The 14,148-nt window shown below is 59.3% G+C and carries 13 protein-coding genes; 8 read left to right on the forward strand and 5 right to left on the reverse strand.

Annotation, left to right across the window (positions count from 1 at the left end):
- Positions 1-3: 3 nt before the first annotated feature.
- Positions 4-672 carry a response regulator transcription factor gene (locus VHO05_RS14865; protein ID WP_329647362.1) on the forward strand — a complete coding sequence of 223 codons (669 nt, stop codon included), beginning with the start codon at positions 4-6 and terminating at the stop codon, positions 670-672.
- A 42-nt stretch (positions 673-714) separates the two neighbouring features.
- Here the strand turns inward: VHO05_RS14865 and VHO05_RS14870 are convergent, their stop codons facing one another.
- A complete protein-coding gene (locus VHO05_RS14870) occupies positions 715-1,347 on the reverse strand; it encodes a hypothetical protein (protein WP_329647363.1) in 633 nt (210 codons plus the stop codon).
- 131 nt (positions 1,348-1,478) lie between these two features.
- Between VHO05_RS14870 and VHO05_RS14875 the strand changes: the two genes are divergently transcribed.
- The gene (locus VHO05_RS14875) at positions 1,479-1,988 is read left to right on the forward strand and encodes an inorganic diphosphatase (protein WP_329647364.1); all 510 of its coding nucleotides are present in this window, start codon (positions 1,479-1,481) and stop codon (positions 1,986-1,988) included.
- Here VHO05_RS14875 and VHO05_RS14880 read toward each other — a convergent pair.
- The 4 genes from VHO05_RS14880 to VHO05_RS14895 all read right to left on the reverse strand — a co-directional run bounded on the left by VHO05_RS14880 (position 1,985) and on the right by VHO05_RS14895 (position 4,779).
- Positions 1,985-2,284, reverse strand: coding sequence for a hypothetical protein (locus tag VHO05_RS14880; RefSeq protein ID WP_329647365.1), 300 nt, complete (start codon positions 2,282-2,284; stop codon positions 1,985-1,987). The genes VHO05_RS14875 and VHO05_RS14880 overlap by 4 nt on opposite strands.
- A 114-nt stretch (positions 2,285-2,398) precedes the next feature.
- A complete protein-coding gene (locus VHO05_RS14885; RefSeq protein ID WP_329647531.1) occupies positions 2,399-3,172 on the reverse strand; it encodes a ferredoxin--NADP reductase in 774 nt (257 codons plus the stop codon).
- Between the two features lie 141 nt (positions 3,173-3,313).
- A complete protein-coding gene (locus VHO05_RS14890; RefSeq protein ID WP_329647366.1) occupies positions 3,314-3,997 on the reverse strand; it encodes a Crp/Fnr family transcriptional regulator in 684 nt (227 codons plus the stop codon).
- A 332-nt stretch (positions 3,998-4,329) separates the two neighbouring features.
- The gene (locus tag VHO05_RS14895; protein WP_329647367.1) at positions 4,330-4,779 is read right to left on the reverse strand and encodes a group III truncated hemoglobin; all 450 of its coding nucleotides are present in this window, start codon (positions 4,777-4,779) and stop codon (positions 4,330-4,332) included.
- 100 nt (positions 4,780-4,879) lie between these two features.
- Here VHO05_RS14895 and VHO05_RS14900 point away from each other — a divergent pair, with 100 nt between their 5' ends.
- From VHO05_RS14900 to VHO05_RS14925, 6 genes are all read left to right on the forward strand, one after another.
- On the forward strand, positions 4,880-5,317 hold the full coding sequence (locus VHO05_RS14900; RefSeq protein WP_329647368.1) for an Rrf2 family transcriptional regulator: 438 nt from the start codon (positions 4,880-4,882) through the stop codon (positions 5,315-5,317).
- 30 nt (positions 5,318-5,347) lie between these two features.
- The gene (locus VHO05_RS14905; protein ID WP_329647369.1) at positions 5,348-6,316 is read left to right on the forward strand and encodes a nitronate monooxygenase; all 969 of its coding nucleotides are present in this window, start codon (positions 5,348-5,350) and stop codon (positions 6,314-6,316) included.
- 317 nt (positions 6,317-6,633) lie between these two features.
- Complete coding sequence (locus VHO05_RS14910) at positions 6,634-8,907, forward strand: EAL domain-containing protein (protein ID WP_329647370.1); 2,274 nt, start codon at positions 6,634-6,636, stop codon at positions 8,905-8,907.
- Positions 8,908-9,311: 404 nt separating this feature from the next.
- Positions 9,312-9,773: a toxin-activating lysine-acyltransferase gene (locus tag VHO05_RS14915; protein ID WP_329647371.1), complete on the forward strand. Its 462-nt coding sequence runs from the start codon at positions 9,312-9,314 to the stop codon at positions 9,771-9,773.
- Positions 9,774-9,930: 157 nt separating this feature from the next.
- A complete protein-coding gene (locus VHO05_RS14920; RefSeq protein ID WP_329647372.1) occupies positions 9,931-11,046 on the forward strand; it encodes an efflux RND transporter periplasmic adaptor subunit in 1,116 nt (371 codons plus the stop codon).
- On the forward strand, positions 11,043-14,147 hold the full coding sequence (locus tag VHO05_RS14925) for an efflux RND transporter permease subunit (protein ID WP_329647373.1): 3,105 nt from the start codon (positions 11,043-11,045) through the stop codon (positions 14,145-14,147). Before VHO05_RS14920 ends, VHO05_RS14925 begins: the two co-directional genes overlap by 4 nt.
- The last annotated feature ends 1 nt before the right edge of the window (position 14,148 follow it).

Genomic DNA, 14,148 nt, shown 5'->3' on the forward strand with positions numbered 1-14,148 from the left:
GCTATGCAAACCGCCGAGCAGCTCCGCGTGCTCATCATCGATGATCATCCGTTCGTGCTGCAGGGTTGCGCGCGCATTCTCGAAGAAGCCGAGACGGCCCGCGTGCTCCAAGCCGGGGGGCTTGCGGATGGTTATCGGCAGTACCGCGCGCACCATCCTCACGTGATCATCGTGGACCTTTCCATCAAGACCGCTACCCTCGGCGGCTTGTCGTTCGTGCGCCGCCTCAGGCTGCATGACAAGCGCACGCCCATTCTCGTTCTCAGCATGCACACCGATCCGATGATCATCCGGCGTGCGCTGGAGGCTGGAGCTACGGGCTATTTATTGAAGGACGCTCGGTCGGAAGAGTTCCTGAAGGCCTTCAACTGCGTGCGACAGGGCAAACCGTATCTCAGTCACGAAATGGCATCGGAGATTGCGTTCAGTGAAACGCGGCACAACGCAAATCCGCTGAAGTCGCTCACTGTGCGCGAGCTTCAGACGCTGGCGCTGATTGCCGAAGGAAAATCTTATGGTGTGATCGCCGACGAGCTCAATATCAGCTACAAGACGGTCGCCAATACGACGTCACAGATCAAGACGAAGCTCGGAGCGCGCAGTTTACCGGAACTCATGCGCATGGCGATCCAGCATCTTCCCGGACCCTCGGGCCGGCGAGGCAAGGATTAGAACGGAAACATGGCCAGCGTCGCTGGCCATGTTTGTTTTGGGTCAGCCCGGTGCGTTGATGGTGATATCAGAGGGCGTGCTGAAGGTGCCGTCGAATAGGCGCTTGTCGGAGCCGTCGCCCTTCGTCACGAGGTTCCGGACTGGAAGGCCGGACGCCTTGTCGACATAGAGCGTTTGAATGTTGTCCGGCTCAGGAGCCTGATCTTTGTCGCCTTTCACCTTCTCCTCGGGGGCCGCAGGCAGCTTGGCCTTGTAGGCGAGGAAGGATTTGCCTTCGAAGGACGTTTCCCCCAGGCACTCGTACTCAAGCTTACTCTTTGACGGCTCCGCCACCGTTTCCTTCAGTTGCTTGGAAATAACCTCGGCGAAGTTCGGCGGGACTTCCGACCACCCCTGACCCTGGTTCGACCAGACCTTATCGCCGATGGCGATGGTCTCCATCTTCGACGTGGAGTCCCCCAGGCTCACGCGTTGATGCATGCGGTCGGGCAGAAGATAGTCGACCGTCATCGTTAGCGAGCCTTGTTTCTCGTTGATGATCTTGGTCTCGAGCCGAAATCCTTTGCTACCGCGCAGTTTGCCGAAGGCTTCGTCGACCTCTCCCTTGCAATCGGCGAGAGCGGGTAGCGAGCCTATCAGCATCATTCCGCAGGTTGCGGCCAAGATCTTGCGCATATGCGATTGTCCTCTTTACGGTCTTCGCGATAGGCAGCCTCTTGGCGCGAATGTCCTGCTGTGTCATGGCAACTTGCAGCGGGAGTTTGTCCCGAAGGTTTGAGGCTGCTTTTCGGGTTAACAGGTGGATCATGTCCAATTTCGCGAAACTTGCTCCGTTCGATGCCAAAGGCCGGGTGCGGATGGTGGTTGAAACACCGCGCGGCTCATCGACGAAGTTCAAGTTCGATGAGGAGCTGCAGAGCTTCACGGTTTCACGGACCCTGGCGATGGGGATTGCCTATCCGTTCGACTGGGGTTTCGTGCCGAGCACGCGGAGCGCGGACGGAGACGCCGTGGATGCGCTCTGCATTCATTATCAGCCCAGTTTCCCCGGGGTCGTCTTGCCGTGCCGCTGTCTCGCGGTGGTCGATGTCGATCAACAGAGCAAGTCGGGGCGCGTTGGGAATCCGCGCGTAATCCTGGCGCCTGCCTGGGAAGGCAGCAAAGCGTTCGCGAGCACGGAGCTGTCGGAGAGGGCCATGGCCGAGATCGAGACGTTCTTTCTCAATGCGACTCTTTTCACGGACAAGGATGCGCGCATCATCGGCTGGCGCGGCTCAGAAGCAGCCGAGCAGCTTATACGGGAGTGTGCTCTCTAGGTTCTTTCGCGTCTTTGCAGAACCGTACGCAGCATGCGGTCGGTTTCTTCACGTGTTGCAGCGAGATGCGGGGTTGCCTCGGCTGCGGCAGAGCCTTCGGTGGCATCGCACAGGTCCGCTAGCGCAGCTACTTTCTCCCAGCAGATCCGGCAGTTTTCGCCTTGAGAGGCAAACAGCATCGTTGCCGAGATCAATATGGCGTTGTCGGCGGGCTTCCAGGTGGCGCGATCGTCGAGATCCTGAGTGTGATCGCGTGGGTCGAAGCATAGGTAGGCGCGGGAATGGCTTGGCAACATGCTACGCGGACGTCCTCAGCTTACGCATCTCGCGAGACATAGCCCGGCCACGCTGACAGAAAACTGACAGCGGGTCGCTCTAAAGGTTGGAAAACTACCGAGGTATTCGCGTGTTCAACGCTGGGCGAATGCCTTTTCGATCACGAAGTCGCCCGGCTCTCCGCTGCTACCTTCGACAAAACCGAGTCCGGTCAGGAGCGCCGTAAGTTCTGCCAGCATGCCGGGATTGCCACAGATCATCACGCGATCACCCTCGCGGTCGAGGGCGGGGAACTCGAGATCCTGGAAAAGAGTGCCCGAGGTGATCAGTCCGGGGATCCGGCCTTGGCGAACGAACGGCTCTTGGGTGACTGCGGAATAGTAGTGAAGTTGAGCCATCGCGAGCTCACCGAGCAGCTCGTGATTTTTCACCTCTGCCACGACGCGGTCAGCGAAGCCAAGTTCTGCAACTGTGCGGCAACCTTCGACCGCGATTACGGTCTCGAAACGCTCATACGTTTCCGGGTCGCGTAGCAGGCTGGCGAACGGGGCGAAGCCCGTGCCCGTGGCCAGGAGAAACAAGCGCCGGCCCGGTCGGAGGTGTCCGTTCAGGAGCGTCCCAGTCGGTTTGGGTCCGACAAGGATGATGTCACCTTTGCGGATGTGCTGCAGACGAGAGGTCAGCGGACCTCCGGGTACCTTTATCGAAAAGAACTCGAGCCAGTCGTCGTAAAAGGCGCTGGCTACGCTGTAGGCCCGCAGCAAGGGACGTCCTTCGGCCTCGACGCCGATCATCGTGAACTGGCCGCTTTGGAAGCGGAACGAGGGCGATCGCGTTGTCTTGAAGCTGAAAAGCTTGTCGGTGTGGTGCGTAACCTCGAGTACGTGCTCGGAGAAGAAGCTTCCCACGCTTTTTTTGGCAGGGACCGGCTTGTCGATTGTTGCCGTGCCCGGTGCCTTGTTGCCTGACATCCGCTGTGTTTCCCTCAACGCAACGGCCGCGCTCGCGCGCGGCCGACGATATATACCGATCTCGTTTTTTGGCTCTGTTCAGGCGGCGTCGGCCATCTTTTGCAAGGTGACCGTGTTGACGATCCGCAGGCCGGCGGCGGTCTCGCGAACCGCCCCTTCCTTTTTGAGGCACAAAAGAGCCGCCCCGAGCTTGTCGATGCTCATGTCCAACTTCTCCGCGACAAAGCCCGCGGTGATCTCGTCAGAAATGAGATTGCGGTCCCTGCCTTCGGGTCCGTTCATGCTCGAAAGGGCGAGCAGGAAGTTCGCGACCTTGGCCGAGGCCGGCTGCTCATTTGCGGCCAGGGATTTGTCACGAAGATAATCGAATTCACGCTCGACAGCTGCCGCAAGGCGGAAAGATAAGCGGTCGTCGCTCTCTAGGATCTCTTGGAATTCCTTTTCGGAAACGAGGCTCACCACCGTGTCGACCATGGCCTGCGCGCTCGTCGAATGGGTGCGTAACTGACCCAGACCGATGATGTCGCCCGGAAACGCAAACTCGATCACCTCGTGGCGGCCGTCGGCCCAGAGCATGTAATGGCAAATCGCGCCGCGCTCGACCCGATAGAGGGTGCGGTCGTCGCCAGCCTGAAAAAGGAAATCGCTGGTTTTGACATTCTGCAGCACGACGTCGGACTCGACGTCAAAAACGGCTCTCTTGGCACTTCCGCCGTTATTTCCAGGCTGCTTAAAACTCTCGGTCTGGCAAACAATCGCCATAACGCATTACTCCGTACATACGGCGGATGTAGAACTCGACCCTGCCTTAATCAAGTCATATTTTGCTTTCGTACCAATAAGTAAGGGTTAGTTCGTTACCCTAAATCTTCGAGCAACCCTGTCTGTTCCCTGGGAAACTTCGATTGTTAGCTATGCGACGATTTTGATCAGTATCAGGAGCCCATACGCCCGGTTTTCCGAACTTGGAAGCCCGATTTTAGTCTGAGATCCATCGGTTTCTACGGATGATCCGCCAGGGTCGGATTACTCATCTAGCGCGCACCACTTTCCGCCGAACACCAAAGTTTTCTTTTTTGGAAACCCTCTGAAGTCTAGGTCCGTGCTCCAGGCTCGCCAAAATCGGGCGGTGTCACGGCTGGGCCCTCGCCTCGGTGAAGGGCAATCCCAAGGTAAAGCGAACTCGCGATTTTTTCGGCCCGATCAATAAACAGGGATGCGGCGTTCGCCGGGCAAACCGACCTTGCTGCGGTGCGAAAGAGCTTCAGCCAGCGTTCGAAATGCTCCGGCGAAATTTCGCGGATGCCGATGTGAACCGGCATCGGGCGCCCCTTATAGTTTCCGGTCATCAAAACAACGGAAGACCAGAACGCACAAAGTTTCTCCAGATGCTCGTCCCAATCCGTTACGCGCGCATTGAAGACCGGGCCAAGGAGCGGATCCCGGCGCACGTCACCGTAAAAGCGATGGACCAGTTCATGGATCATGGGCTCGGTGATGCCGGCAGCAAGGCCGGGGGCCTTTGGATGAGGGGGGCGCTGCATGGGGTTCGGGCTTGTCTGCGATCTAAGATAGATTTAGGATATATCTTATGGTGGCGGCGAGGCAAGAACTGCCGCTGTGGCATTTTTGGCGAGTGGCTTCATGCGGTTGACCACGCTTTCGGATTATTCGCTCCGTGTGCTCATGTACCTCGGCGCCCGGCCGGAGCGGCAGGCGACGATCCAGGAGATCGCGACGGCTTACGGGATCTCCGAGAACCATCTGATGAAGGTGGTTCATCGGTTGGGTCAGCATGGCTTTGTCGAGACTGTGCGCGGACGTGGAGGCGGGCTTCGCCTCAAGGGAGCGGCAGATGCGATCCGCCTCGGAGACGTGGTCAGGGCCGTCGAGGAGGATTTTCAGATCGTCGAGTGCTTTGGCAGTGATGACGCCTGCCGGATCACGAACGTGTGCCGGTTGAAGCGCGTGCTTAACCGGGCCCTCGCTGCCTTCCTGGAGGAGCTCGACAACTGGACACTTGCGGATCTCGTGGCGAAGCCGAAGGCGCTCAGCGATGTGCTAGCGATCGGGGGGCGCTGACATCGATTTGTTCATACAGGGGCGGCTGCGATGGCACTCTCGACGCGACTGACCGAACGGCTCGCGCTTAAGCATCCGATCATTTCAGCGCCGATGGCGTTCGCGGCCGGCGGGCGTCTTGCAACCGCGGTTTCTGCCGCAGGGGGGCTTGGACTGATTGGGGGTGGCTATGGTGACAGAGCGTGGCTTGAAGGCCAGTTGGCGCAGGTTGCTCCGGGCACATTCGGATGTGGGTTCATAACCTGGTCGCTTCTACGGCAGCCCCAGCTTCTCGATCTTGTTCTGGAGCACAAGCCCAAAGCCGTTTTTCTCTCATTTGGTGATCCTGCCCCGTTCGCCGACCGGGTGAAGCGGGCTGGTGCGACGCTCATGTGCCAGATCCAGACTTTGCGAGACGCAGATCACGCCATCGCCATTGGCGCGGATGTTATTGTGGCCCAGGGTGCAGAGGCCGGCGGGCACGGCGAGGGGCGCGGGACATTCGCTCTTGTTCCCGAAATTGCCGACCTGATCTCGCATCGCTCCCCGAACACGCTGCTTTGCGCGGCAGGTGGTGTCGGCGACGGACGGGGCCTCGCAGCCGCTCTCATGTTAGGAGCGGATGGAGTTCTGGTCGGTTCGCGCTTGTGGGCTTCCAAGGAGGCAAACGTTGGCGTGCGCATGCACGGGGCTGCGCTCGCAGCCTGCGGCGACGACACGATCCGCTCGCAAGTCATGGATCTTGCCCGGAAGCTTGATTGGCCGTCGCGTTATACGGCTCGTGTGCTCAGGAACGCCTACACCGCGAAATGGCATGGCCGTGAGGCCGAGCTGCTCCTCGTTGCCGACGAGGAAGCCGCCAAGTATCGGCAGGCCTGGGCAGACGGCGATCCTGACGGTAGCAACACCTTCGTCGGCGAGGTGGTTGGATTGATTGAGGAGATTTTGCCGGCGCGCGAGATCATTGATCGAATGGTTGAGGATGCAGAGATCCGCCTCGGCCGCTTCGTGCCGGCATGAGGAGAAGCTGGGCCCGGGTGCAGCGGCAATTCGATTATGCTGCGTCGTGCATCGGCGCGGATAGCTTGCGGACTGTGGTCGTTCCATGAATCTGCGCGCGCTTAAACGGTACAGAACGCCAAATAAAACATATTGTTTTCAAACAGATAGGCGGCGTGCTCGCGATAGCATCTAATTTGATGAATAGACTTGACCATTTTCTTTAGTTGGTGGGCGGTAGGATTTCGCACTTTTAGGTCGGTGTTCGACTGCAAATCCTTTGGTCTACGATGTGTACTGTCAGGCGATTTAGCATCGGGGCGCGCTTCAGCGCTTTGATGGCTACTCACGGCATTGCGAAAGGGCCCGTTCTCGCGGTCGCCTTGGCGATGCTCGCCGCGGTAAATCTTGCGCTTCTCGTCTCCTCAGATGCGGACATCGCTCGCGTTGTCGGATTTGTAACGGCGATTGTCGCCGTCGCCATCGTCATCGCGGCGATGGTGGCCACTGTCGCCGAAGAGGAACGGACCGTTGCCGACCATTATCGCCGCCAGACGGAGTCGTACGAGCGCATGCTCAACGACTACTTCCTTGTGTCGAAGGTCGACGCATCGGGACGCTTTTGCGAGGCCAACGAGAACCTTCTTCGTCGCACGGGCTACTCCCTCGAAGAGCTGGCGAACCAGCCCATCGGCGCTTTGAGTGCCGGTGTCTACGACGAGGCGTATCTTTCTGAGATGTGGAAACGGGTGCTCTCCGGCCAGACGTGGTCCGGCGAGTTCTGCGATCGCGCCAAGGATGGTTCGCTCATCTGGATCAAGGCGATCGTTATCCCTTGGAAGAACAGTTGCGGCGAGATCGAGTGCGTGCAGACCGTTGGGGTCGACGTGACAGAGCAGCGGAGTGCCGAAGCGGATCTCAAAGGCGCCCACGCACGGCTCCAGGCGTTTATCAAACACGCTCCAGCCGCAGTTGCGATGTTCGATACGAACATGCGCTACATTGCGCACACCGACCGCTGGCTGCAAGACTACCGTCTCGAGCAAGCCTCGCTGGTCGGGCTTCAGCACTACGATATCTTTCCTGAAGTACCGGAGCATTGGCGGGCGAAGCACCAGCGTATTCTGGCCGGCGCCACGGAGACGAGCGACGAGGAACGTTTTCTACGGGCCGATGGATCGGAGAACATACTTCGCTGGGAAGTCCGGCCTTGGTATCTGTCGGACGATAGCGTCGGTGGGATCATCATGCTCACCGAGGAAATCAGCGAGCGAAAGAAGCTGCAGGACAAACTGTGGGTTCTGGCGAAGCTCGATAATCTGACGGGTTTGCCGAACCGCTTGCTTTTCAATGAGACGCTGCGCGACGCCATCTCGTCGGCGGCCGAGAACGGGGCCTCTCTCGGCGTTGCGCTGATCGATCTCGATCACTTCAAGGAAATCAACGATACGCTCGGTCATGACGCCGGTGACGAACTTCTCAAGATCGTTGCGACGCGGCTCAAGAATGCGCTCGGCGGCGCGGGGACCATTGCGCGGCTCGGCGGTGATGAATTTGCGGTTCTCATCATGGCCCAGAGCAGCGACGACGATATCTACAACGGTATCGTGGAGATCGAGAAGTCACTGGCTGTGCCCATTGACCTTGGTGGCACGCTCCGATCCTGTTCCGCCAGCATTGGGCTAACGTTGTTTCCTCGCGACGCCACGCAGCAGGGCGATCTGCTGAAGAACGCCGATCTTGCGCTTTATCGCGCCAAAAATCTTGGGCGCGGGCGAACTGACATGTTCACGCCGGAGCTGCGTGCGGCCATCACGCGCCGGGTGGAACTCCAGGACAATGCGCTGGACGCCATCCAGAGGGATGAGTTCGAGTTATTTTATCAACCCATTGTTCCGTCTGATCCCACGCAGCCGGTCTCGTTCGAGGCGCTTCTTCGCTGGCGCCATCCGACTCACGGTCTGCTTGCTCCTGGCGCATTCGAGGAGTTGTTCGAGGATCCGCGTGTGGCCGTGGCAATCGGCGAACGGGTTCTCGATCTCGCACTGTCGCAAGCTGCGGCCTGGCTGGCGGAAGGCGTCAATTTTGGACGTGTGGCGGTCAACGTGACGTCCGCCGACTTTGCGCTGGGATGCTTCGCCACGCGTTTGAAGGGGAAGCTCGACCAATACGGGGTTTCACCCGAGCATGTCTGCATCGAGGTTACGGAACGCGTGTTCCTGGGTAGCGGCTCGATGCATGTCGGGGAGGCGCTCCTTCGGCTCGATAAACTCGGCATCGAAATCGCGCTCGACGACTTCGGAACCGGGTACGCCTCACTTTCGCACATCAAGGCCTATCCAATCGGCCGGCTCAAGATCGATCGTTCCTTCGTGCACGACATGCAGGACAATATGGATAGCCTTTCCATCGTGCAGGCGATCGTTCAGCTTGGCCGGAGCCTTGGGCTGTGCATCACGGCCGAGGGTGTCGAAAGCGAAGCGCAGCTTCATCTGTTGCGGAGCATGGGCTGCGGCAGCTTGCAGGGCTACTATTTCTCAAAGCCGCAGCCGGCTTGGGAGCTTCGACGGTTCCTGAAGCCGTCAGAGCGGGCGGATGTCCAAGTCGCCTAATGTGACGGCAGAAGTCCTGAGCGCGTTTGGCTTTTTTGCGCCAAAATCAGACTGGCGTTTTTCATGTTCGTCAGTGGGGCTCGCATTTTTCTCTGTTTTGGGCGAGACTGAAAGCAACCGGACGGAGCGTCGTCATCCGAGAGCGACGCGTGAGATGTTCAAGTTCGGGCGTTGATCAGAGCAAGCTGAGAGGGCCAGCTACAAGGCCTTCGCACGCATTTCTGATCAAAGGTGTTCTTATGTTTTTCAGAAAATCTACGGGCAAAGAGGCGTCAGAGAACTCTACGGCGCCTCGTGCTTCTGTTCCGCCGCCGCTGCCACCGATGCCGCCTCAGGGACCTTTGGGGGCGTCCAAGATCTCGGGCCAGGACATTCCGAAAGTCGCCGACGAGTCCGGCCGAAGAATGATTGTCGCCAAGCAGTCCGCTGCCGCACTGGGCGAAATCGTAAGTGTGCTCATGCGTTCGCCCACCACGCGGCAGCACCAGCTATCCGAACTCGAGTGGATGGTGATGCCAGCGATCAAGCATGGTCAGTTCCTGGTCGCACATTCCCGATCGAAGACAACGGGCGCGGTCGACGTCGTGGGGTTTGTTCTCTGGGCCCTCGTATCGCCGGAGGTCGATAAAAAGCTCGGCAATTCATCAGCTCAGTTGAGACTTGCACCGGCTGAATGGAAATCCGGCGACATTCCGTGGATCATCGCCGGGGCAGGCGAGCCCAACATTCTCGGTGGCCTGATCGGGCAGCTCAAGGGATCCGTTTTCCAAGGGCGGGAGATCAAGATGAGGGTGCAAGGGCCCGACGGACGTATCATAGCCGGCCCGCTCGTGATCCCAGAACCCAACAAGAAGACGTTGTCTTAGATCGTTTCCCGGTCAAAGTAGCCTTCCCATCTGACCTTCTCGATTCGAGCAGAGGTCGTCGTGCGTCCATGCGGCAGCGCAACGGGCGGCATTGCCGCTTGGAGGGGGTACCGTGAGGACGGTGTTTCGGCTCTGACTATGAGGGGGGCATGCGATCATGCTGACAGCAATTAAAAGGGGCTGTGGCCTTGGCCGGCTCCTTTGGCTCTTGCTCCTTGCGTCCACGGTGTCGCCATTGTCCGGATGCGGCGAGGCTGTCGCACCTCCTCCAGAGATCCGTCCCGTGCGAACGGTGGTGGTCGCAGCGAAACCCATTGATGATGACCGCCAGGCTGTTGGCGAAATTCGCCCGCGCCAGGAGAGCGACATTGGATTCCAGGTTGGCGGAAAGATCATTTCGCGCGCGGTCGACGTGGGGGTGTCGGTCAAGAAAGGGGATCTCTTGGCCCGGCTCGACGAGCAGGATTTCCAGAACAAGCTGAGATCGGCCAAGTCCGATGTCGTTTCAGCAGACGCCGTGCTTCTCGAAGCGCAGGCGACCGAGGCTCGTCAGGTTGAACTCGTTGACAAGGGCGTCACCACGCGGGCCAACTATGACGCGGCAGTCAAGAACCGCCGCTCGGCGGAAGCCCAGCTCGAGGCCGCACGGGCGGCGCTGGACCTCGCAAAGGATCAATTGGCGTATACCGAACTCAAGGCGGACTTCGACGGCATCGTGACTGCGGTGGCCGCGGAGCCCGGACAGGTTGTCAGCGCGGGACAAACCGTCGTCAAGCTTGCCAAGCCTGATCAGGTCGATGCCGTGTTCAACGTTGCGGAAGCGGCCTTTCGTGATCGAAAGGCCGCAGAGAGGCCTGCGGTTGTCGTGAGCCTTCTCAGCAGCCCGAGCATCGCTGCCGACGGGGTTGTGCGGGAAGTGTCTCCGGTCGCCGATCCGGCGACGCGGACCTATCAAGTCAAGGTCACTTTGGACAATCCGCCGATTGCCATGAGGTTTGGTGCGAGCGTGTTGGGTCGGCTGAAAGCCACGACGGCTCCCGTGATCGTCTTGCCCGGAAGTGCGCTCTTTGACCAAGGGGGAAAGCCCGCCGTGTGGGTGTACGACAAGGCATCCTCCACGGTGACGCTGCATCCGGTTCAGGTTGCCCGGTTTGAGACGGATCGGGTTGTCGTGAGTGAGGGTTTGAAAGACGGTGACGTGGTCGTAACGGCGGGCGTCAACCGCCTTCGCGAAGGGCAGAAGGTGCGGCTCGTCGAGGGGGCCGCATCATGAGCGGTGGTTCTGCTTCGAGTTTCAATCTCTCCGATTGGGCCCTTCGTCACAAAAGTCTCGTCATCTATCTCATGCTCATGTCGGCGGTGGCTGGATTTTTCGCATATCAGCAACTCGGCCGCGAAGAAGATCCGCCCTTCACCATCAAGACCATGGTCATCCGCACGCTCTGGCCTGGCGCGACAACAAGGCAAACCTTAGAGCAGGTCACGGATCGGATAGAGAAGAAGCTCGAGGAGTTGCCGCATCTCGATTTCGTGCGCAGCTATACGAAGCCGGGCGACTCGCTCGTCTATGTGAACCTGTTGGATAGTACCTCTGCGGATCTCGTTCCGGATCTTTGGTATCAGGTGCGCAAGAAGGTCAACGATATCCGTCAACAGCTCCCGGAGGGGATCCAGGGGCCATTCTTCAACGACGAGTTTGGGGACACTTACAGCGTTATCTACGCCTTCACTGCCGATGGGTTCAATCCGCGTGAGGTGCGCGACCAGCTCGAGTTGGTACGTACGGCGCTGTTGCGGGTACCGGATGTGGCGAAGGTCGATTTCATCGGTACGCAGGACGAGAAGATCTATCTCGAATTCTCGACGCAGCAGATGGCGGCGCTGGGTATCGACGCGTCCACCCTTATGGACAGCCTAAAGGCGCAGAACGCCATCGTGCCCAGCGGTATACTCGAGGCCGGGAGTGAGCGGATTTCGGTGCGCGTGTCTGGAAGCTTCGATTCCGAGGAGAGCCTGAAGTCGATCAACTTCCAAGTTAACGGCCGATTCTACAGGTTGAGTGACATTGCCACGGTCCGGCGCGGCTATGTGGATCCACCGCAGCCGATGTTCCGCTACAACGGCGAGCCGGCCATCGGCCTTGCGATCTCCATGTCTCAGGGCGGCGATGTGCTGGCGCTTGGCGAGGCCATCAAAGCCAAGATGGCGCAGATCACGGCAAATATGCCGATCGGCATCGATCCGCATCTCGTCTCCAATCAGCCCCACGTGGTTGAGGAGTCGGTTGGTGAGTTCACGAAGACCCTTTGGGAAGCTATCGCTATCGTTCTCGGGGTGAGCTTTCTCGCGCTCGGCTGGCGGCCTGGCATCGTCGTGGCCATTGCCATCCCACTCGTGCTTGCCGTGACCTTCGCGGCCATGATGTACCTCGACATTTCGCTCCAGCGCATCTCTCTTGGCGCATTGATCATTGCACTCGGACTTTTGGTCGATGACGCGATGATTGCGGTCGAGATGATGGTCTCGAAGCTCGAAGAGGGGGCGGACAAGATCTCAGCCGCCACCTATGCGTATACGTCGACCGCGTTTCCAATGCTGACCGGGACACTGGTCACGATTGCCGGTTTCGTTCCGGTGGGGTTCGCAAAAAGCGCGGCTGGAGAGTATTGCTTCACACTTTTTGCCGTCGTCGGCATTGCGCTCATCGTGTCCTGGGTGGTCGCGGTGCTGTTTACGCCTTTGACAGGCGTTTTCGTTCTCCCCGACAAGCTACCCCGGCATCATGGTCATGATGAGCCTTCGCGCTTCTCGCGGCTTCTCGATCGTGCGCTGCGGGCCAAGTATGTGGTTCTTGCCGCTACCGTGGCCATTTTCGTGCTCTCGCTGATCGGTATGCGCTTTGTGCAGCAGCAGTTCTTTCCCGCCTCGGATCGCGCGGAGCTGCTGATCAATGTCACGCTGCCGCAAACCGCTTCTATTCACGCGACCGAGGAGACTGTCGAGCGGATCGAAAAGATCATGAAGACCGATCCGGATATCGACTACTGGACATTTTACGTCGGCCAAGGCGCCGTGCGCTTCTATCTTCCGCTCGATGCGCAACTCTCGAATAGTTTCTTTGCGCAAGCCGTCGTCGTGACCAAAGGGTTTGCGCTTCGGCCTGCCGTGCAAAAGCGATTGGAGGACGCCTTCTCTTCGGGATTCGAGAATGCAATGATCCGGGTCAGTCCGCTTGAGCTGGGACCGCCCGTGGGATGGCCGTTGAAGTTCCGCGTCAGCGGCGATGATCCCGCCAAAGTGCGTGCGCAGGCCTTGGCATTCGCCGGTGTGATCGGCGCAAACCCCAATGTGCGCAACATCAACTTCGATTGGAGCGAGATGTCGAAGGTGGTGAAGGTCGAGATCGATCAGGACCGCGCGCGGGCTGTTGGGCTGACCTCGCAGCAGATCGCAAGCAACATCAACGCGGTTCTTTCCGGGACGACCATCACGCAAGTTCGCGATCAGACCTATCTGATCGATGTGGTGGTGCGTGCGATAGAAGGTGAGCGCGCGAAGCTCGATACCCTGCGAAGTCTGCGGATCGCCACACCAGATGGCAAGAACGTGCCACTGGCGCAGGTTGCCTCGCTCTCCTATGTGCTGGAGCTGCCGCTCGTCTGGCGCCGCCAGCGCCAACCTACCGTGACTGTTCAGGCGGATGTGCCCCCCGGCGTGGAAGCTATGACGGTGGTGCGGCAACTCGATAAGGAGATCGGTTTCTTCCGGTCCGCGTTGCCTCCCGGTTACGCGGTGACCGTCGGTGGAACTGTCGAGGATAGCGGCAAGGCGCGCGCGAGCATCTTCGCAGTCTTCCCATTGATGCTGCTTCTCATGATCACCATCCTCATGATTCAGCTGCGGAGCTTTCAGAAGCTGGTGATGGTGCTGTTAACGGCGCCGCTGGCGCTGATCGGGGTGGTTGGAGCACTACTTCTGTTCGGCATTCCGCTCGGGTTCGTGGCCATTCTCGGCGTCATATCGCTTACCGGTATGGTGATCCGCAACTCCGTGATCCTCATAGAGCAGATCGATCAGCATATCGCGGCGGGAGAGCATCCCTGGGATGCTGTGGTTAGTGCCACTCAGCACCGGTTGCGGCCCATTCTCCTGACTGCGGCCGCAGCCATTCTCGGCATGATTCCGATCGCGCCCACCGTATTCTGGGGGCCGATGGCATTCGCGGTTATCGGGGGGTTGATGGTCGCGACGCTGTTGACGCTCGTGTTCCTTCCGGCGCTTTACGTGGCGTGGTTCCGGATCACGCCACCCGACGACGGCAAGGATGGAGAACAAGCAGCGTTTCCAGACCACTCCGCACTGGCTGTGTCCTAGC

Origin of the sequence: Hyphomicrobium sp. (assembly GCF_036262015.1) — a bacterium.
In the GTDB taxonomy this organism is placed as follows: Bacteria; Pseudomonadota; Alphaproteobacteria; order Rhizobiales; family Hyphomicrobiaceae; genus Hyphomicrobium_C.